The sequence below is a fragment of the Pseudomonas sp. PME37.24/025 genome (assembly GCF_055556615.1).
Genome location: NZ_JBVHNK010000007.1, coordinates 249,396 through 267,712, shown reverse-complemented (window position 1 = coordinate 267,712; position 18,317 = coordinate 249,396). Strand labels below are relative to the sequence as shown.

Here is an 18,317-nt window from a genome sequence, read left to right as displayed (position 1 = left end):
TTGCATCGCTACTGTGAATTTGAATCTAATTGGGGTGGTTTAAGATGCTAAAGACGACTCATTTCTCAATACAGTGTCCCCAGTGTGGGGCTGTGGACTTTCAGCAGCCCGATGATGTTCAGGACGATGATCTCGTAACCTGTGATTTTTGTGGTCTTCAAATTCAGCTCTCCGAACTAAAGGAGGTTGGGCTCGAACAGGCTAAAAAAGTTGCAATACCAGAAGCGAAGAAAATCATCGAGGATATGTTAAAGAAGACATTTAAGGGGAAATTCAAATGAGTTTGTTCGAGACGTTAACATTGCTGATTTCAGTTTTGGCTATCGTGGTTTCAACAGTGTCTCTGGTGCGAACACGTAAAATTAGTGAGGAGCAGCTTAAGCTGGAAAGAATTACAGCTGAGCTTTCGGCTCATCAAATTCAAGAAATTGAGGAGCAAAAAAGTCTCAAGAATAAGGCCGGTATGCATGTGAGAATCAATAAGCTCGGTAATAGCTCTGAATTTGTTATAGCAAATAATGGTCAAGGTAGTGCGTATGATGTTGATTTTGAACTAGTTAATTGTGATGATAGCCCGTTATATGACGCGCAACATAAGCTCCCGCATCCAGTGTTGAAACCTCGATCTGTAATTAAGTTGAAAGCCGCGTTTCATATGGGTAGCGACATGAAGTATCAAGCGAAAGTAAGTTGGCGTGAAGAAGGAGGCGCCATCCAGGACGAGATTTTTTGGGTCTCACGGTAGTTTTTGTATCTGTGCTAGGGGTTGGACAGGTGCTCCAGTAGTCCGTTGCGGATCAGATCAAGATCTTCCTTTGTAAACCCTAATACCTCCCGCTGCTCATACTTCACATCCGGTGCGCCCTGTTCGGCACGATCCTTTAATCCGTATTGGTGAACCTTGGCAATTCGCGCAATCCGACCTGTAAACCCAACGCTGATGGCATTACCGTCGCCTTGTACCTTCAAAAAGTTCGCGGTGCGTAGCTTCTGGAACATCTGAACCTTCCGTTTCACTCTCCCCTGTTTGCCACGTAGATTGCGCTGTTTACGCGTTGCGTACTTGCTGCCATCCGGGTTGCGCTGGGCAATGACTCGTTGCTGTTGGCTGCGGCGCAACGCCTGGCCGAGGTTGCGAGCCAGCTTGTTGCGGGATGTGGGTTCCAGCTGCCCGAGCAGACCGGCCGCCCAGTCCTCTAGCGCTTCCAGTCTGTTAGTCATTCAGGACTACCCATTCACTACCTGTGCCCTGGTCGCCGGGAATCCAACCCGGATCGAGAAACGCCGCGACTCGCTGAGGTTCATCAGGGTGTCTGATGGTGGTTTTGCCTTCGGCGTCTTTGCCTACGACCACGCGTTCAGTTAGCGGCAAGGTCAGGCTGAGGTCCACTTTACTGTTGTCGAGAATGTCGGCTTCGAACTGGATTCCGGCCGCGGACTTGTTCAGGTTTTCCAGCAGCTCGGATTGATGGACGCTCAGCCAGCCGAGTAGGGGCAACATGACACTGTCGGGGTGGCCGGCGAAGTCAGTGAGGATGACTTGCAGGTCGAAGCTGTATTCAAACGAGAGGCTGGCCGCAGCAGTACAACGGACTTTGCCGTTATCGATAAAGATCAGCAGCCGCTCGGGGTTGTGTTTGAGTTCGGCAACGGTGGCCAACAGATGAGCGCGCAGGCTTTCGGGTTTGTTCATGGGTTGGCCTGTTGATGCTGGTAAACCATGTCGACCTGACCCGCGCATTCCGCCCAGGCAACCTCGACGCGATCCTGATCGGTAAGTTGATCGCCGTTACTGCGTGGGCTGGTCGCTGGCAGCGTGCAGGGCACCACGGCCGGACAACCACTGACGATAAGCGTCGGCGCCGGTGAGGGTGGGGCGCTCGCGCAACCGGCGAGCAGCATCAGGCAAGGGCTGATCAGCCCAATCGCGTAGTTCGGAATTTTCACGTTTCAGTGCCTCAATGGTGAGTTCGCGTTTTGCCAGGCCCTGGCGCAGCTGATCCTGCTGCGTGCGCAGGCGGGCCTGTGCCTCGCGTTCCTGTTGCAGGGTGGTGCGGAGGGTATTGGCAGTGGACAGGTTGCGGCCGGACTCTTCACGGGCGGCGTCCGCATCCTTGGTTGCCAGCTCTGTGTTCTTGTCGGCGACGGTGATGCGCTGCTCTTGGCCCCAGATCAGCAACGCCAGGGCACCGAGCAGGGCGATGCCGTACAGAACCTGGCGAAGGGTGCTCATGCGCGGTACCAGCCCAGCTTATTCATGTCACCGACGTCCATTTTTTCCAGTGGACCGCGAACGATGATGACTTTGCAGCCTGGCGTCAGAAAGTGCAGAGCCTCGGCCAGTTGCTCCATACCTTCCTGTTCGGTGTTCTCCGGCACCACCAATAGTTCGCCGTCCTGCACCTTCAACCGTTGAACTGCGTTGAGATCAATCATGCCGCCACCGCCTGGCCACAGTCGCAGCTGGCGTGCCGTTCGTAGGCGCGCTGAAGTTTGATGTCATACAGATTTCGTTGGTAGTCGGGGCCGTTGTAGAGCTTGGCGAATTCAGCCCATTTGCGAGCCTTCAGGGCCTTGTACAAAGTTGGGTCGGTTTCGATGAAGCGCACGAAGGCATCAAACTGTTGTGATTCACTCGCACTCATGGCCGTGACAAAGTCCTGCACGCTGCTGTATCCCAGACGCTGCCAGTGAAAGCCCATGATCTGGAAAGCACCCCAGGAAGCGGACTCCAGCGCGGCGGTGTCATCGATCAGGCGAGCGGTGGCCAGGCGTTGATGTTCGGCGGTGCCGCCGGCATAACCACCGGCTTTCGGGTTAACGATGGCCGGGTTGGCAGCGGCGAGTTGATCAGCGTGGCGCTTGAGTTCGGCGGCGTTATCGCCTTCGTGTTGAACCGTCGACAGCTGGCGGTACATGACGTGGCGTTCGAACAGAATCACCGGCTTGCCATTGTCGAGGAAGCCTTTGCCTTTCGATTCGATCTCGTTGACCGCGTAGACGCTGGCCAACGGCACATCGAGACGCTGCGCGGCATTGACCAGGTCGACATTCTTTAGCAACTGCTGGCAATCATTACCGGCTAGCATCGCCTGGGTTTTGCTGCCGGCGATACCATCGACGACCAAGCCGACTTTCAACTGATAAGTGCGTACGGCCGCCTCGGTGATGTCACCATAATCACCATCGATGATCAGCTTGGCGCCATGATTGTTCAGATTCTTTTGCAGGACGCGCACCGCTTGGGAACGGTCGCCGTGGCGAAGTGTGCTCATAGTTGCTCTACCTTGCGGGTGAAAAACTTCCTTGCAGCGGCGCGGGTACCTTCGACGCCCAGCAAGCCGATGACACCGCCAAAAAAGGGCGCGGTCGATGCAGGAATACCCAGCAACGACAAGCCGTGACTGGCGGCGAGTGCCAAGGCACCGCACAGCGGTGCCTCGATCGCCATACGCCGTAACGTGCCACCGCCGTACATGATCCGAAGGGCGGCAATGATCAAGGCCAGGATGCCGGCGTACAGCGTTGGCCAGTTCTGTTCGAGCCAGGCGGCGAGCCAGGCCCAGGTATCGGGACGGTCAGGCATGCGTTTCATTCCATGGTCCAGAGTGAGTGGTTTCAAGGACGCGGGGTGGGTGGGTCAGTCCCATAGGTTCACCATTTGCCGTTGAGGGGCGGCCGTTTGGGCTTCGGGCATTTGCACGGCCAGGCCTTGGGGCAATATCGGGCCGTGATCCGCCAGACCAGGATTGGCCTCAAACACCGCCTCGGTCACCCCCGCCGTGCGACCGTAGTGACGCCAGCACAGCGCATCGACGGTATCGTTTTGATGGGCGCGGACAATGACGGCCATCAGATCAACTCCACGGTAGTGCGACCGAGGCCGAGGAAGTCACGCACCGCCCAGCGCTGGTCGCGGCGCAACTCGTCGATGCTCGGTGTGAGTTCATCGGCGTTCTGGTTACCGCTGTTGGTACTGTCGTAGGAGCGGTAGCGCTCGCAAATTTCTGCGCCGGTCGCGGCGTAAATGGCTCGCTGGTACAGGTGAATGTATTGCGACACGTCTTTGACTTTGTCGGCCGGGACATCGGTGAGGGTGGTGTATCCGTCGGCCTGCTTGGCCAGGCGCCAGTTGGTGAGCTCCCGGTTGATGCTGATGGCTGCGGCGATGGTCGCGGTTTCCAGTCTGATCGGGGTGACGCTGGCATCGAGACGCAGGGTGCCGCGCACACTGTCCAGATCGATTGATGGCCAGAATGGATCGGTGTTGATGTGTTCGGTCGGCGCAGTGCCGCCCGCTACGAATCCGCTCATGGAACTGCGCTCTGCAATAGGTCGCCGGTGGTCGGGGCTTCACGTTCAGGAGGAGCGGCCTGGCCGATCCGCCCCGAGCCGGCGGGGTGCGTGGGGACGCTCGGTTAGCTGCCGGGGGCAGCGAGTTTGTTGAAGAGGCGCTCGGCGCGCTCCAGATCCTTTTTGCCACCGCAGGCGTCGTGCAGATCGATGGCTTTCTTCAGCAAATCGATGCCAGCCTGTACCTGTCCGGGTTGCCCAGGCAGCTCTTCGGTAATGCCTTCCAGGGTGGCGCGGCCAGTGGCGAGGAACAGCTTGGCGCGGGCCTGATCGGGCATGTCTTCAGCTTCGGTCAGTTCTGCGGTGCGGTGCAGGATGGCCAGATCGAACGGCTCGTTGATCTTTTGGGCCTTGAACGCTGCTGTCGCGACTTCTTCCGCGACCAGGCAACCCAAAGTGCGGGCGAAACGGTCGGGCATGACCATCTTGTGTTTCAGCACGTACTCAGCGATGTCCAGACCCCCGGAGAAGTCGCCGGCATCGATGCGCCACACCATCACGGTGGTCAGCACTTCATCCTGCGCACCTTGGCCGGCCTCCAACACGCCCTGTACATAGGGCACGTAGTCGGGCAGCAACTGACGTTTGAGTTCGGCCTTGCCCTGGTTCGACTGGACCTGTTTCAGGCGCAGGCGATCTTGCAGCAACTGGTTCAGTTGATGCTCATACGCGGTAGCACCGGCCATGGTTTGGGTCGGCTCGGTCGCTGCCGCCTCAATGGCGGCGGTGACGCGCTGGAAGTGACGACGGCATGGGTTGGTCATGGTCGTCTGCCTTACGATGCGATTTCGATGTTTTCAGCGAGGGACGCACATTCCAGGTCCTCGATGACGTAAGCGTCGTTGACCGATTCGTAGTTCTCGACGCGGTCGCGTTTGGCGTTGTCGAGGACGGTGCGGCGACGGCTGCCTTCCTGCCAATAAATCGACAGGTTTTCGAGCTTGGTGACCAGTAAGCCGCGGGCCGGGAAGTACGGCACACGCACCGCCGGCAGGTTGCCCAGGCGCTTTTGGCTGGTGACGATATCGGCGGCCAGCATTTCCGTCGGCGCGTTGTCCTTGTTGATGATTGGGAAGTACTTGTCGGCCAGCAGCTGGCGACCGCAGATCACCACCAGATCGGGGTCTTCCTGGTACCACGGCGCGATGAATTCCTCGACCATGCTGAAGACCAGGGCGTCGAGGTTGGCGAAGTTCTTGCCGGCGCCAATGGTGATCTTGCCGGAACCTTCGATCACTTCATCCATGACCCGTGCGGCGTTTTCGGTTCGCATTTTTTGCAGCCAGCCGACGTTGACGTCCTGGCGCAGTGGATTGGTTGCCGGGTTGGAGGTGGCAGCGCGACTGGTACCGTTCCAGCCGATCAGGATGCGGTCCAACGCCTGACGTTTCAGGATTGCGTCACGAATACGTGCCTGGAAGTCGGGGAACTTGGCCCAGGCATCCAGCTTGCTGTAGCGCAGGTGGGTGTCAAAGTTGGTCTGCGAGCAGAAGTAGCCGCGATCATCCAGAGTGGTGATGTCGGTCGTTTCGCGGTCTTTCTGGGTGGTATCGGTAGTCCCGGCATTCGGTCCGCCGATGCCCATGCCAATTTTTTCGCCCATCTGCTCGGTGACACCGTAGATGTTGATCGCGCTGAGGAACTGACTGGATTCCTGCATGCGGGTTTCCAGCGTCTGGGTGACGCTCGGCGCGGTGGCAAATTTGGTGGTGACGTCGGGCACGCCGTGCAGCTTGGCCAACTGGCCCAGGTAAGCGTTGAAGAGGCTACGGGTATCGTTACGCATGGTCATTGTCCTTCGTTATTCGGGGGCTGTGGTAGGGCTGACTGTCAGCAGTCGGTCACGACCTGGTTATCGCCGCCGGATACCGGAGGGCGCGTCTTCTGGTTATGGTCCTGGGTGTTTGAGAGGTTGGTTTTCAGCTCTTTCAGTTCAGTGCAGACCTGGTCGAGCTGAGTCTTCAGTCCCGCTGAAAATTGCTTCTCGGCGGCCAGCTGGTCGGGCAGATCTTTGACGTGTTCGGCAATGGTCTGGACCGCTTCGCCGATCTGGGAGAACTCGGCGTCATCCTTGGTCTGCTTGCCGGTCAACAGGCTTTTCACGGTGCTGAGCAATTGGGCGCCGATGCCAGGCTTTTCTTCGAACTCTTCGAACTTCAGTTCGGTCTCGACTGCCTCGGTGAACATCGAGGTTGCGGAGTAGTGGCGATCCTTGAACGGGCTGACGTCCGGCTTCTGCGCCGAGAACGCCAGTACGTCGGTGCCTAGGCTGGCCGGCGAGTCGGTCACGGCCAGGCCGACGATGTAGGCCTCTCCGGTATCCGCGAAACTGTCGTCGATTTCGATCGAGGTGTAGATCTTCTGTTTCGCCTTGTTCATGGCGATAAGTTCAGCGGTGGGCTCGACCTGGGCGAATAGCGCGAGCTTCTTCATACCGTTGATATCGATCTCTTCGGTTTTCACCGCCAGCACGTCGCCGTAGGCCTTGAACGGACTGTCCGGCAGCAGACTGCGGAAGTGCTCCAGCCAGATGCGGGCGCCGTAGGTGGACGGATTGAAGTTTTTGGCAGCCTGTTCCAGCCAGGCACGTTTGATGGTTCGCTTATCCGAGGTAGCGCCCTCGACGGCGACGCGGAACCAGTTACTGCGGAATTTCTTCATGCCGGGAATCCTCAATGCGTTGGGCGCTAAGTGCGTTGCAATGAGGGGCATGGTCGTGACGCGCGCGAGTTGCGGCAACGAGGCGGGACTGTAGAGGAGGAGGGTACAAGGGGCGGTGCTATTGAGCCGCAGGCATGGGCGGCAGCATCGCGGCCATGACTACGACCGAACTGCTGCCCATCGATCCCCGACGCCAATCCAAGTTTCTCTACTGGATGGGTTGGCGTATCTGCGAGATTGCCGAGGCTACGGGCGAAAAGGAAAAAACGCTACACAGCTGGAAGGCCCGCGACGAGTGGGATCGGGCCGACAATGTCGAGCGCATCGGCGGGGCGCTGGAAGCGCGCTTGGTGCAGCTGATCCTCAAGGAAAACAAGAGCGGCGGCGACTTCAAGGAGATTGACCTGCTGCACCGCCAGCTGGAGCGGCAGGCACGAATTCAGCGCTTCCAGGGCGGCGGTACCGAAACCGAACTCAACCCGAATCTCGCCAAGCGCAACGAAGGGCCGAAGAAGAAGACCCCGAAAAATGATATCAGCGAAGAACAGGTCGAGCTGTTGCGCGAGGCGTTTATCGATGGCTGCTTCGACTACCAGAAGGACTGGTACCGGGCCGGCAATCAGCGGACTCGTGTCATCCTCAAGAGCCGGCAGATCGGCGCGACTTACTACTTTGCCCGCGAGGCGTTTATTGATGCCCTGGACACCGGGCGCAATCAGATTTTTCTGTCGGCATCGAAGAACCAGGCGTACCTGTTTCGCGGATACATTCAGGCCTTCGCCCGCGAGGTTATCGGCGTCGAGCTGACCGGCGATCCCATTGTGTTGCCCAACGGCGCAGAGCTGTTTTTCCTCGGCACCAACGCCCGTACTGCCCAGGGCTACCACGGCAATTTCTACTTCGACGAATTCTTCTGGACGTTCAAGTTTGAAGAGCTGAACAAGGTCGCCTCGGGCATGGCGATGCACAAGAAGTGGCGCAAAACCTACTTCTCGACTCCATCGAGCATGGCACACGAGGCCTACACCTTCTGGACGGGCGAGCGCTTCAACAAGGGCAAGCCCGCCGCGCAGCACACGAAGGTAGACGTGTCCCACGGCGCACTCCAACAAGGGCGGTTCTGCGAGGACCGGTTGTGGCGGCAGATCGTCACAATCCTCGACGCGGAGCAGGGCGGTTGTGATCTGTTCGACATCGAAGAGCTGCGCCGCGAGTACAGCCCCGAGGCGTTCGCCAACTTGCTGATGTGCGAATTCGTGGACGACGGTGCAAGCATCTTCCCACTGACCGTATTGCAGCCGTGCATGGTGGACAGCTGGGTCGAATGGGCTGAGGACTACAAGCCATTCGCTATGCGCCCGTTTGGCGACCGTCAGGTGTGGGTCGGCTATGACCCGGCAGAAACGGGGGACTGTTCCGGCTTGGTGGTGTGCGCGCCGCCGTTGGTACCCGGCGGCAAATTCCGTGTGCTCGAGCGCCACCAATTCCGTGGTATGGACTTCGCCGCCCAGGCCGCCGCGATCAAAGGCGTCTGCGATCGCTACTGGGTGACTTACATCGGCATCGACGTCACCGGTCTGGGTAGTGGCGTGGCCCAGCTGGTGCGCCAATTCTTCCCTGCTGTCACCACCTTCAGCTATTCGCCCGAAGTCAAAACGCGCCTGGTGCTCAAAGCATATGACGTTATCCACAAGGGGCGGCTGGAGTTCGACGCTGGCTGGACGGACATGGCCCAGTCGCTGATGGCCATCCGCAAAACCATCACCGCCGGCGGCCGCCAGTTCACCTACACCGCCGGCCGCAACGACAACACCGGCCATGCTGATCTGGCCTGGGCGCTCTTTCACGCATTGCACAACGAACCACTCGAGGGGCAGACCGCTGCCAATACCGGGCGGATGGAGATTTATTGATGACCGAACAACTCGCCAACCAGACGCTGCTATCCGTGAACACTCCCGCATCACCCGCCAGCCAGGGCACGCAGGTGTTCAGTTTTGGCGAGCCGTCGCCGGTACTGGGCGGCAGAGAGGTTTTCGATTACTTGGAGTGCTGGTTCAACGGACGCTGGTACGAACCACCGCTTTCGCTCGACGGCCTAGCCCGGTCTGTGGGAGCGAGCGTGCATTTGCACTCGGGACTGATGTTTAAGCGCAATTTGCTGAGCAAAACCTTCATACCGCATCCGATGTTGTCCCGAGCTGCGTTTGAGCAGTTCGCATTGGATTCACTGTGCTTGGGCAACGCCTATCTGGAACGGCGACGCTCGGTGTTGGGGGGGACTCGGCAATTGGTTCCACCGCTGGCGAAGTACATGCGGACGGGGCCGGAGGATCGGTTCTATCAGGTGCAGGGTTGGAAAAATGAGCATGCATTTGAACCGGGCAGCATCTTTCATCTGCGCGAAGCGGATTTGCACCAGGAGATTTATGGGTTGCCGGAATGGATCAGTGCTTTGCAGTCAGCCTTGCTCAATGAGTCAGCCACCTTGTTTCGTCGCAAGTACTACGAGAACGGCAGCCATGCCGGTTTCATTTTGTACATGACCGACGCTGCGCAGACGGAGGCCGATATCGACGCACTGCGCAAGGCGCTCAAGGAGTCGAAGGGACCAGGAAATTTTCGCAATCTTTTTGTGTACTCACCGACCGGTAAGAAAGACGGGATTCAGTTGATCCCCGTCAGCGAGGTCGCGGCAAAGGACGAATTCAACTCGATCAAGAATCAGACCCGTGACGACGTACTGGCCAGCCTGCGTATACCGCCGCAGCTAATGGGGATTGTTCCACAGAACGCTGGCGGGTTTGGGTCGATCCGGGAAGCAGCACAGATCTATGCGGCCAACGAGCTGGAGCCCATTCAGACGCGGATGCTGCAACTGAACGATTGGGCAGGGGAGGAGGTTATCCGGTTTAGACCCTACGAAATCCGCGGAGAGGCGTAAAGCCCCCCGCGCAGTAAACGAGGCGACGAACCGGTGCGTCAACACCAGTCCGACGCTGAATCACTCGAACAACCCGAGTGCTCCAACCAAGGCCTCGCCCCACTGCGCAGGGGGGGCGAAGCCTAAGCGAATCCAATTTTTGAAACAAGGATCACTTAATGAGCACACCAATAATTCCATGGATGGGCGGCAAGCGTCGCCTGGCAGATCGTCTTATCCCGCTGTTCCCACCTCATGAATGCTACGTCGAAGTGTTTGCCGGCGGTGCCGCGTTGTACTTCATGCGTCCGCAGGCTGCACCGGTTGAAGTACTCAATGACATCAACGGCGACCTGGTGACATTGTACCGCGTGGTCCAGAACCACCTGGAAGAGTTTGTGCGTCAGTTCAAATGGGCGCTCAGTTCCCGGCAGGTGTTTGAGTGGCAGAAGATGACCCGGCCGGAAACACTCACGGATATTCAGCGTGCAGCTCGTTTCTTCTATCTGCAGCACCATGCCTTTGCTGGCAAGGTCAGTGGGCAAACATTCGGTACCGCGACCACTGGTCCAGCAATCAACCTGCTGCGGATTGAGGAAAACCTGTCAGCCGCCTGGCAACGTCTGTCTGGTACCTATGTGGAAAACCTGTCATGGCTTGAATGCGCTGAGCGCTACGACCGGCCGCACACCTTCCATTATATGGACCCGCCTTACTGGCAGACCGCTGGCTACGGTGTGGATTTTCCATTTGAGAACTATGAGCGGATGGCTGACTTCATGAGGCGGTGCAAGGGCAAGGTGATGGTCAGCATCAACGATCATCCGGACATAAGACGGGTTTTTGAGGGCTTTCACTTTGAGACGGTAGACATCCGTTACAGCTCCACGAATCAGCGACAAGGAAAGGCTGATGTCAGTGGGGAGCTGGTGATCATGAACTGGGAACCAGCTTCATTGGGAGGGCTATTTTAGAAGACTGGAGTCAGTTCACTGGCAACGAATCTCATTTTTGCACGAGTTTCTGAGCCCGAAAAAAACCCGCATATTTGCGGGTTTTTTTACCAGGTCATGACGATCAGTGGTGCGAAAACGCCTGCAGGATTTCCTGAGCGCTCGGCTTGCTGTCCACTTTTTGGAGCATGAGAGAGTAATCGTCGGTATGTTTTTCTTGCCGAACAGGGCGTATTTGCTGATTTTCTGAGCTCAACGCGTCTTTCGCAGCCGACAGCAATTCCGTCTGTGTAGGCTGAGGGGCTAAGAAGTTCATATCTATCTCCATCACTCTGATCGTTTGAAGAAACGGGGGTTTAGTTCAGGTTTGAAGTAATGTTTTCTATCGATCCAAACGAATCCATCATGTTTACTTATAACCGCTACGTCGATTGGCCCAGATACCGACTCGCTCGGTTTTGTGACCCTTTCCTTCAGGGATTCTAGCTCAATCAAGCTCTTTGCCAAGCCTGCCATGTCTGGCAACGGCAGCGAATGTATAATATTGGACAGGGGAATGACATGCTGATTCCTCATTTCCTGTACCCATTTGTCGGTATGGTCTTGGTGAGCCGCTGCAACCATTTCCTGCAGGCGTTCATCCGAGAGTGGCGTGGACGCTTCACATTCCTCCATCACAAGGCGGCCGAAACCGGCAAGCGAGTTGGTTGTCGAAGCGTAAACGGCATCGAAAACATCCGGAGCCACTCCCATTCGGAATGTATTAATCATATTTGTCGTGGCGAAAGGTTGGATCACCGCTGGTGCGCTTGCGTCCATCACACGGGGGGGCTTCCGGTCACAAATGAGCCGATCACCCAAAAAGCCGTAACAATCGAAAACTTCAAGCTTGGGGAAAAAATCCTCTTTTCCGTAACCGGCAATCACCACACCGGTTCTGTCGGCAAATGTGCAGAAATCTTTAACCGCATATTTCACCAAGGTAGCTACAAACCTCGCTACCAATGGCTCCCGAGCTGGATCTTGAGTGAATAGGAAGATAGATGTCGGGGCTACAGCAACGAACTCGTCAGTGATTTTTGCTGTTGCGTTCGCAATATCAGCTTCGATAAGCAACGCGTGAAGAGGCATCGCATCTACGTCGGCCTCCACGGTTGCTAATGCTGCATCAACTTCAGCTAAGGGTAAGTCTGCCAAATCGTCGATTTTTTCATAGCCTGCTTTTTCAGCTATCAGTATTTGCAAGCGGAAAGCTGCAGAACCCACAAGGCTGAATAGTGCTGCTCGTTTCGTTTCCTCAGAAAAAAGCTTGTCATGGTGCTGAACAAACTCAAAAAAGCGTTCTGGGTAGGTTTCAAGGTGGTCGTGTTGCTGATTTCCGAGGGCCTCACGAAAAGCTTTGATTGGGAGCTCCCAAGGAACTCCCTGCAAACCTGCAGAGCCGTAGATCATGAGCCCGACCGGTGCAGCGCGGGATAGTTCGAAGAGCTTGTTAGCCCCTTTAAAGTATCGCCGTTCTTGTACGCCTTCCTTCCACGAGGTGACAGTGGTTGCACTGTCTGCCGCAAGCACAACAGCGGTGCGGCTCATGATGGCGATTTCAGCTGTCATTCGTGGCTCTCCGTAGCGTTGGTATTCGTCTAGTGGTGGCAAGATGCCTAAGTCACAACCCTGATGTCATGCCTGATATTTGATACTTGGATTGAGTCAGCGTAGACCAGTGGCAGTCGACTTCATTACAAATCCTTGGCCTGAGCACGTCGGGCACTCTTCGCACCGATCAAAACGATCTAGGCAGGCCGGACAAATGCAGAACCTGGCTAGGTCGATAAGCGGCCTGACTCTTTCGAATGCACGCAGATCGCGGCACTCTCGGGCAACTTGTGCTGCATCCACTAATGCGCGGTAAATGTCTGGATCTTCTATCGGGTTGTAGGTGATTCCTTCGACCGTTCGCCCGGTTTCCACAAGGTCAAATTGCTGCCCATTGGGCAGAGTCAATGTGAGCCCGATGATTCTCGCGACAACCCCGGACGGGTTAAAAACAAGGTTCGCCCCGGCGGCGTCGCGGTAGATCTTCCCGTCGTATGAGGATCGTTTGCCTTCGGCAAGTGTGTTCGCGGCATAGAAAATAGATCGCGAAACTCGGCCGAATAGCTCCGTGCTTTTGCAGCACAAAACGTCGTAGGAGGAAGCGCCACAGTAGTGCGCCGGCGTGGTTTGCGACTCTTCCACCACATGCCAGTAGGCGGCGTTCGCTATCTCGTTCATGTCGAACTGTTGCAGTTCGTCAATTAAACCCTCTTTGAAAAGAGTCGCGCTCATTGTGTGAAGGGTATGTCGATGTGCCTCGGGGTTCTGCATTCGAAAGTCGTGGTCGTCGAGGGTCGAGCGCCACTGCTGAAGTCTCAGCGCCTTAGCCTGGTCGAAATTCATAGAAGGATGGATTCGCTATTGTTGATGCTGGATAAATGTACAGTAATCCATGTTCAAGCGGCACGCGACACGAGTCGACGAGCTGTCGAGCTGTCGAGAAATGTTTGGTGGGGTTTCGGGGTTGTGACGTGCTACAAGGGGGGAGGAGGACTGCTTTGCACCTGGCGCGCGCCGTCGTCCCCCCACCTCGCCTGCGGGCTAAATGGGTCTTTTTTTCTGCACTACTGCGGTCCACTGGACGCCGCTAAGGCTGGGGGCCTGGTTCGCAATTTGGGGGCGTTGGAATCCTGCGGATCCCTGCGAGGGTAGGGGCGGTGGCCGAATGGTCTGGGAGCGGACTATGGGCTTTTTCAGGAAGGGCGTCGGAAAAAGGTAATTTTGTAATGTGGGGCTGGTGGCACAGCTGAACGCCACGGATTCACTGGTTTTGACGGATTACTCGAAAAGGTTATTTTTAGTAATGCATCAAGTAATTTATTCATAAGTCATTGATTTATAAGGGTGTTGTTGTGATGAAAGATTACCTTTGAGAAGAGTAATTACATAACCTTAAAATTACTTGGATATTACCTTTCCGCTTTCCTCTTAAAGCCTTTAAAACCAAGGCTTGTAGCCAATCATCAAGCTTGCCTTACCAAAATTACTCCTTTCCGATGGTTCACCCAAAAAACACATCAAGCCTTACATGCCGGCTCGTCTTCAGTCGCACACACAGATCCATGGGAACGCCATGGGAATGCTTGCGCGCTAACTATCGCCGCGAAACCCTTATAAACCGGGGCCTGATTTGTCGAAAACCGCGATCGGGTGCTTTCGAATCTCTCCTTCACCGCCAAATTCGATGTAACCAAAACCCCTGATTTCGAGAGAAGTCAGGGGTTTTGTGGTTTCTGGTGTCTGGATTTTTCAATCATGGCCGCCGCTGGCTCAGGCGCATCAGTAAAGACGCGTCCGAAAATGATGTAGGACAAGTGCTTGGCATGTGGGAAGTAATGCTGGAAAGCTAGGCAGTTGGGTGCTTCCATAGGTTTCAGCACCTCACATGAGCCATCTCGGGAAGGGGTATCTGTTTTGCGCATCCAAGGTGCAAAATGAATCAAAGGGCAGCGCAAATGACGCCCCCATTATCCGGAACGGACGTACGCAAGTTATGCAGGAAATGAACATGAAACAGGCAGAGCTGGAAAAGGTTCATGTGGAGATCGTCAAACTGATCGCTGAACAGCGCAAGCTGAACGCCGAGGCCGGCAAGATGACCCGTGAGACCTTTTGGTATCCAGTGGCCGTTGCTATTGGGTTGATTGGTACGGTAGCTACCGTTACTGCGGTGTTGATCAAGCTGCTCTAATACTTCAGGCACCAGTCCCAACCTGGAGGCTTCTGCATATTTGTCGTCGAGTCGCCAAATCCGAACCGCTATTTAGGCGACATCCAGACAATACGCTCCCGCTCCAAACCAGAGCAATGCGCGAACGGGGCGTGGCTTCCGAACGATACGTAAGTTCGGGTACGACCTTTTCAAGCTGCCCCCAAAGCCGCGTTCAGGCGCGTTCCCCCCCCTGTTAGACTGCCAAACCCCTCGACGGTAATCGATCTCTATACTCAATTCTCGCGCCGTTTTTCCCGTCGTTTAACCCTGTCGACGACAGCTTGAACAAGGACATTTCATGATCACCACCACAACCCACACCATCGAAGGTCGGCAAATCGCTGCTTACCTGGACATCGTAAGCGCCGAGTCGGTGCAGGGCGTTAACGTGATCCGCGATCTGTTCGCTGGCATGCGGGATTTTTTCGGTGGGCGCTCTCAAACGTTGGAACGGGCATTGAAGGATGCGCGGATTCAGGCGACCGACGAGATCAAGGAGCGGGCGCGGGCGCTTCAGGCGGATGCAGTGGTAGGGCTCGATTATGAGATCAGCATGCCGGCCGGCAAGGGGGGAATGGTGGTGGTGTTTGTGACCGGGACGGCGGTCAAACTGAGGTAAGTTGGCGTCAAAAATCTTGAGGGCACCGTGCCAAAAGCGTGTGCGCTCTATCTATTCGCCATCTGGTTTTGTAGGAAGCAAGCGCGGCCATTCGTCGGCACGTAACAATCTGAATCACAAGTCCGGGAATGACCGGCTAGTCTCAAAATCCTGGGTGGTCGATATTTTTCAGGCAAATAGGGCTTGCCGGTATCGACCCGTTGAGAGGAGCGAAGATATGACTGAGCCGTATATCGAAGACGACGGGGCGGAGTTTCCAATCAATAATTGCGTGCAGTGTGGTCAGACGGACTATGTACCGAGCTTCGGTGAAGACCGTATCAAAATCAACAAAATCAAATCTACAGTGCCTCGAACTCGAGGGCCGAAGTCGAAATTCATGCCCAAGCTGGGTGCGCCTTCCAGGAAGTAAACAGTGACTCGTACGAGCCCCGCCATTGAGCGGGGTTTCTTGTTTTTGAAGGGTAAAAGCATGGCTTGATGGCAATGCAGAGAAATGTCCTACAGTCGTGTAGGCTTTTTCACAAACTTTTCACACGTGCCTACGTAATCTCAGCTCATCCGTTAGAAAGCAGTACCCTGGCCCGTCTCCCCAGCGGGCTTTTTTTTGCCTGCCATAAAACCTTTTCCATGAATGCTGTCCAACCGTCGCCAATGACGAGGTTGTCCCGTGTTTGTGTCTGGACTTTGCCTCCTCTAAAGCATTCAATCTCCGGCCTTTCGGTTTCCCCCCTTTTTTTTGAGGTTCTCGTTATGCGTTTGACACTGCCTGCTCTGGTTCTGGGCCTTTTGGTTGCACAAGGTGCAATGGCTGCCGGTGACGGCACTGCCGCGCTTGGTGGTGGTCTGGGTGGTGCGCTGGGTAATGTGGTCGGTCAGAAAATGGGCGGCAGCACAGGCGCAGCGATTGGTGCTGGCGTAGCGGGCGCAGCCGGCAGTGCTGTCGCAGCACGCAAAGGCAGCCGCACCAAAGCGGCCATTGGCGGCGGTGTGGGCGCGGCGGGCGGCTCGGTGATTGGCAACAGCCTGGGCGGCAAGACAGGTTCCACCATCGGCGCCGGCCTGGGTGGTGCATTGGGCGGCGGCGTGGGCAGCAATCTGTCCAAAAAGCGCCACTGATCGTAATGATTGTCTCGTCCTGAAACAGGGTGCAAACCTTGTTCAGGACGAGACAGATCCGCTGAAAAAGCCCGGCTCGATGCTGGGCTTTTTCGTTTTGGAACGTTTCTCCTGTATATGGCTCAAATCTCGTACAGTCGGTATCTTGTTTGCTGTTCCATGGTCATGATTGGCCAGGTCCAATAGACGCAGATACCAGGCTGAGGCCTATCCGCGGCACGTTCTTCCCCCGATGCGGAAATTAGAGGTTCATATCATGCGTTTGACATTGTCCACGGTGGTTTTGGGGCTTTTGGTTGCTCAGGGTGCGATGGCTGCCGGCGACGGCACCGCTGCAGTGGGCGGTGGTCTTGGCGGCGCGTTGGGTAACGTGGTCGGCGGTCAATTAGGCGGCAGCACAGGAGCCGCGGTGGGTGCTGGCGTCGGCGGTGCGGCAGGCAGCGCGGTCGGTGCGCGCAAGGGCAGCCGCACAGAAGCGGCCGTTGGCGGTGGTCTCGGCGCGGCGGGCGGCTCAGTGATTGGCAATAGCCTGGGCGGCTCCACTGGTTCGACCATTGGCGCAGGCGTGGGCGGCGCAGCCGGTGGCGCGGTGGGCAGCAACCTGGGTAATGACAGCGGCAGCTCGCATTCCGGTGGTGGCAACTACAAACACAAGCATAAAAATAAGTACAAGCATCGCTAACTCGATATCGAGTGACAGTAGAAACCCGGCCCCGCGCCGGGTTTTTCGTTTCTGTCAGTAGGACTCAGGAACGTTTGCCCGTAGGACGCCTCGAACGTCATACACCCCTGAACGTCGCGAGGCATGTCATGACTCCGGAAACCGAAGGCATGGAAGATGAAGGTCCGATCAACGATCCTGGCAACGAAGATCCGGGGTCTCTGATGGACGACGCCACGGTGCCGCTCAACGACGCCGATGACGCAGGCGATGTGGGCAATTACGAAAATGATGAGTACGACGAGGAAGACGACGAGTGATCGTACTTTGCGGTCGGGCCGACCGATCGTCCCTCTGATCGAACCGTGCCTATCGTGTTGTCCTCGAAATGTCAGGATCTGCTTTTCAGATCCATTGAGAGGTGCGTTATGAACGCTGATCCAAAAGACTCCGATATCGACGACGATACCCCCGAATATCCACTGCCTTCACCCACCGACTCACTGAGTCGCGATCAGCGCCCGCCCGACGATGACGACACTGGCGTGGAGCAGGTGCCCACCGATGATGTGAAGCGCGGTGATGTGGAAGCCAATCCCGATGACCCGGACATTGCCGGTGACGATCTATCGGGAGAACCGAGCTGAAACCTGTGCAGCGATCCATCGCCGCTCGTCGATTGTGCGGCAACTTTAAAAAGCGAACGCTGCCAGACGTCAGGTAAAGCACTCTTTAAAGGAGGTGCGCCATGATCAGGTCAAAACTGACGACCCTGACAGTGGTCGGCTTATTGTCGATCAGTTCATTGGCGGCGTTGGCTCAATCTTCTGGCCGCGATGCGCCGGTCGACAAGGGCGGGATGCCACCTTACTCGGAAATGAATGCGGGTACCTCGGATGGGAAGACGCCGCCACCGGATACCATTGGTGGCGGGAATGGCGGCGATGCCAATGGAAGTAGCACCAGCCCGGGGAAGGGAAGTGGGTCGATGAGCGATGGAAGTTCGATGGGGAGTGGTTCTGGAAGTGGGTCTGGAGAGTCAGGTGATTTTGAAATTGATGAGAGTGGTGGTGGAGCGGAAAGTGGAGGTAAAACCGGTGGTTCTGGCGGTTAAGTCAGAGTTTTTTTACTGTACAACTGAGCCCAGCGTCGAGCTGGGCTCTGGATGTTTTTCACCGGCGTCACTGATGCTTGACACATTTGCTCGATGAGCGTGTTGCGTG

General features: G+C 56.3%; 27 protein-coding genes and 1 pseudogene. 13 read left to right on the top strand and 15 right to left on the bottom strand.

Going from position 1 to position 18,317, the window contains the following annotated elements; all coding sequences use genetic code 11:
• Positions 1-44 precede the first annotated feature (44 nt).
• Both ACZ3HH_RS14990 and ACZ3HH_RS14985 read left to right on the top strand, forming a co-directional pair.
• Positions 45-281 carry a hypothetical protein gene (locus tag ACZ3HH_RS14990; protein ID WP_465805637.1) on the top strand — a complete coding sequence of 79 codons (237 nt, stop codon included), beginning with the start codon at positions 45-47 and terminating at the stop codon, positions 279-281.
• Entirely contained in the window at positions 278-745 is a 468-nt protein-coding gene (locus ACZ3HH_RS14985; RefSeq protein WP_465805636.1) for a hypothetical protein, read from the top strand. Before ACZ3HH_RS14990 ends, ACZ3HH_RS14985 begins: the two co-directional genes overlap by 4 nt.
• 14 nt (positions 746-759) lie before the next feature.
• On the opposite strand, the gene ACZ3HH_RS14980 is transcribed toward ACZ3HH_RS14985, so the two are convergent.
• From ACZ3HH_RS14980 to ACZ3HH_RS14925, 12 genes and pseudogenes are all read right to left on the bottom strand, one after another.
• Positions 760-1,221: a phage virion morphogenesis protein gene (locus tag ACZ3HH_RS14980; protein ID WP_465805635.1), complete on the bottom strand. Its 462-nt coding sequence runs from the start codon at positions 1,219-1,221 to the stop codon at positions 760-762.
• Positions 1,214-1,693 (bottom strand): phage tail protein, encoded by a 480-nt coding sequence (locus ACZ3HH_RS14975; protein WP_465805634.1) that lies wholly within the window; start codon positions 1,691-1,693, stop codon positions 1,214-1,216. Before ACZ3HH_RS14975 ends, ACZ3HH_RS14980 begins: the two co-directional genes overlap by 8 nt.
• Positions 1,690-1,875: pseudogene (lysC, locus tag ACZ3HH_RS14970) on the bottom strand (Rz1-like lysis system protein LysC); the annotation flags it as partial. The gene ACZ3HH_RS14975 and the pseudogene lysC, both read right to left, overlap by 4 nt.
• The gene (gene lysB / locus ACZ3HH_RS14965) at positions 1,790-2,233 is read right to left on the bottom strand and encodes an Rz-like lysis system protein LysB (protein WP_465805633.1); all 444 of its coding nucleotides are present in this window, start codon (positions 2,231-2,233) and stop codon (positions 1,790-1,792) included. The pseudogene lysC and the gene lysB, both read right to left, overlap by 86 nt.
• A complete protein-coding gene (locus ACZ3HH_RS14960) occupies positions 2,230-2,436 on the bottom strand; it encodes a hypothetical protein (RefSeq protein WP_465805632.1) in 207 nt (68 codons plus the stop codon). Before ACZ3HH_RS14960 ends, lysB begins: the two co-directional genes overlap by 4 nt.
• On the bottom strand, positions 2,433-3,275 hold the full coding sequence (locus tag ACZ3HH_RS14955; RefSeq protein ID WP_465805631.1) for an N-acetylmuramidase domain-containing protein: 843 nt from the start codon (positions 3,273-3,275) through the stop codon (positions 2,433-2,435). The genes ACZ3HH_RS14960 and ACZ3HH_RS14955 overlap by 4 nt, the downstream gene beginning before the upstream one ends.
• The gene (locus ACZ3HH_RS14950) at positions 3,272-3,595 is read right to left on the bottom strand and encodes a phage holin, lambda family (RefSeq protein WP_223569374.1); all 324 of its coding nucleotides are present in this window, start codon (positions 3,593-3,595) and stop codon (positions 3,272-3,274) included. The genes ACZ3HH_RS14955 and ACZ3HH_RS14950 overlap by 4 nt, the downstream gene beginning before the upstream one ends.
• A 45-nt stretch (positions 3,596-3,640) precedes the next feature.
• Positions 3,641-3,853, bottom strand: a complete 213-nt coding sequence (locus tag ACZ3HH_RS14945; RefSeq protein WP_223569373.1) for a tail protein X — start codon at positions 3,851-3,853, stop codon at positions 3,641-3,643.
• Entirely contained in the window at positions 3,853-4,314 is a 462-nt protein-coding gene (locus tag ACZ3HH_RS14940) for a head completion/stabilization protein (RefSeq protein WP_223569372.1), read from the bottom strand. The genes ACZ3HH_RS14945 and ACZ3HH_RS14940 overlap by 1 nt, the downstream gene beginning before the upstream one ends.
• 104 nt (positions 4,315-4,418) lie before the next feature.
• The gene (locus ACZ3HH_RS14935) at positions 4,419-5,117 is read right to left on the bottom strand and encodes a phage terminase small subunit (RefSeq protein ID WP_465805630.1); all 699 of its coding nucleotides are present in this window, start codon (positions 5,115-5,117) and stop codon (positions 4,419-4,421) included.
• A gap of 11 nt (positions 5,118-5,128) precedes the next feature.
• Positions 5,129-6,139: a phage major capsid protein, P2 family gene (locus ACZ3HH_RS14930; RefSeq protein ID WP_465805629.1), complete on the bottom strand. Its 1,011-nt coding sequence runs from the start codon at positions 6,137-6,139 to the stop codon at positions 5,129-5,131.
• 44 nt (positions 6,140-6,183) lie between these two features.
• The gene (locus ACZ3HH_RS14925) at positions 6,184-7,014 is read right to left on the bottom strand and encodes a GPO family capsid scaffolding protein (RefSeq protein ID WP_465805628.1); all 831 of its coding nucleotides are present in this window, start codon (positions 7,012-7,014) and stop codon (positions 6,184-6,186) included.
• Between the two features lie 155 nt (positions 7,015-7,169).
• On the opposite strand from ACZ3HH_RS14925, the gene ACZ3HH_RS14920 reads away from it, so the two are divergent.
• The 3 genes from ACZ3HH_RS14920 to ACZ3HH_RS14910 all read left to right on the top strand — a co-directional run bounded on the left by ACZ3HH_RS14920 (position 7,170) and on the right by ACZ3HH_RS14910 (position 10,911).
• The gene (locus ACZ3HH_RS14920; protein WP_465805689.1) at positions 7,170-8,927 is read left to right on the top strand and encodes a terminase ATPase subunit family protein; all 1,758 of its coding nucleotides are present in this window, start codon (positions 7,170-7,172) and stop codon (positions 8,925-8,927) included.
• The gene (locus ACZ3HH_RS14915) at positions 8,927-9,958 is read left to right on the top strand and encodes a phage portal protein (protein WP_465805627.1); all 1,032 of its coding nucleotides are present in this window, start codon (positions 8,927-8,929) and stop codon (positions 9,956-9,958) included. Before ACZ3HH_RS14920 ends, ACZ3HH_RS14915 begins: the two co-directional genes overlap by 1 nt.
• A 158-nt stretch (positions 9,959-10,116) precedes the next feature.
• Positions 10,117-10,911 (top strand): DNA adenine methylase, encoded by a 795-nt coding sequence (locus ACZ3HH_RS14910; protein WP_465805626.1) that lies wholly within the window; start codon positions 10,117-10,119, stop codon positions 10,909-10,911.
• A 103-nt stretch (positions 10,912-11,014) separates the two neighbouring features.
• Here the strand turns inward: ACZ3HH_RS14910 and ACZ3HH_RS14905 are convergent, their stop codons facing one another.
• The 3 genes from ACZ3HH_RS14905 to ACZ3HH_RS14895 form a co-directional block, all read right to left on the bottom strand.
• Positions 11,015-11,206, bottom strand: coding sequence for a hypothetical protein (locus tag ACZ3HH_RS14905; RefSeq protein WP_465805625.1), 192 nt, complete (start codon positions 11,204-11,206; stop codon positions 11,015-11,017).
• A gap of 11 nt (positions 11,207-11,217) precedes the next feature.
• A complete protein-coding gene (locus ACZ3HH_RS14900) occupies positions 11,218-12,501 on the bottom strand; it encodes a hypothetical protein (protein ID WP_465805624.1) in 1,284 nt (427 codons plus the stop codon).
• 96 nt (positions 12,502-12,597) lie between these two features.
• Positions 12,598-13,326, bottom strand: a complete 729-nt coding sequence (locus tag ACZ3HH_RS14895; RefSeq protein ID WP_465805623.1) for a hypothetical protein — start codon at positions 13,324-13,326, stop codon at positions 12,598-12,600.
• A gap of 1,165 nt (positions 13,327-14,491) precedes the next feature.
• On the opposite strand from ACZ3HH_RS14895, the gene ACZ3HH_RS14890 reads away from it, so the two are divergent.
• From ACZ3HH_RS14890 to ACZ3HH_RS14855, 8 genes are all read left to right on the top strand, one after another.
• Positions 14,492-14,674, top strand: a complete 183-nt coding sequence (locus ACZ3HH_RS14890) for a hypothetical protein (RefSeq protein ID WP_253551729.1) — start codon at positions 14,492-14,494, stop codon at positions 14,672-14,674.
• A gap of 319 nt (positions 14,675-14,993) precedes the next feature.
• Positions 14,994-15,314: a YbjQ family protein gene (locus ACZ3HH_RS14885; protein WP_465805622.1), complete on the top strand. Its 321-nt coding sequence runs from the start codon at positions 14,994-14,996 to the stop codon at positions 15,312-15,314.
• 217 nt (positions 15,315-15,531) lie between these two features.
• Entirely contained in the window at positions 15,532-15,726 is a 195-nt protein-coding gene (locus tag ACZ3HH_RS14880) for a hypothetical protein (RefSeq protein ID WP_008072999.1), read from the top strand.
• Positions 15,727-16,067: 341 nt separating this feature from the next.
• Positions 16,068-16,433, top strand: coding sequence for a glycine zipper domain-containing protein (locus tag ACZ3HH_RS14875; protein WP_038979874.1), 366 nt, complete (start codon positions 16,068-16,070; stop codon positions 16,431-16,433).
• Positions 16,434-16,689: 256 nt separating this feature from the next.
• Positions 16,690-17,115, top strand: a complete 426-nt coding sequence (locus ACZ3HH_RS14870; RefSeq protein ID WP_465805621.1) for a glycine zipper domain-containing protein — start codon at positions 16,690-16,692, stop codon at positions 17,113-17,115.
• Positions 17,116-17,243: 128 nt separating this feature from the next.
• Complete coding sequence (locus tag ACZ3HH_RS14865; protein WP_427625226.1) at positions 17,244-17,414, top strand: hypothetical protein; 171 nt, start codon at positions 17,244-17,246, stop codon at positions 17,412-17,414.
• Positions 17,415-17,522: 108 nt separating this feature from the next.
• Positions 17,523-17,741: a hypothetical protein gene (locus tag ACZ3HH_RS14860; protein WP_465805620.1), complete on the top strand. Its 219-nt coding sequence runs from the start codon at positions 17,523-17,525 to the stop codon at positions 17,739-17,741.
• A gap of 101 nt (positions 17,742-17,842) precedes the next feature.
• Complete coding sequence (locus ACZ3HH_RS14855; RefSeq protein ID WP_465805619.1) at positions 17,843-18,208, top strand: hypothetical protein; 366 nt, start codon at positions 17,843-17,845, stop codon at positions 18,206-18,208.
• The last annotated feature ends 109 nt before the right edge of the window (positions 18,209-18,317 follow it).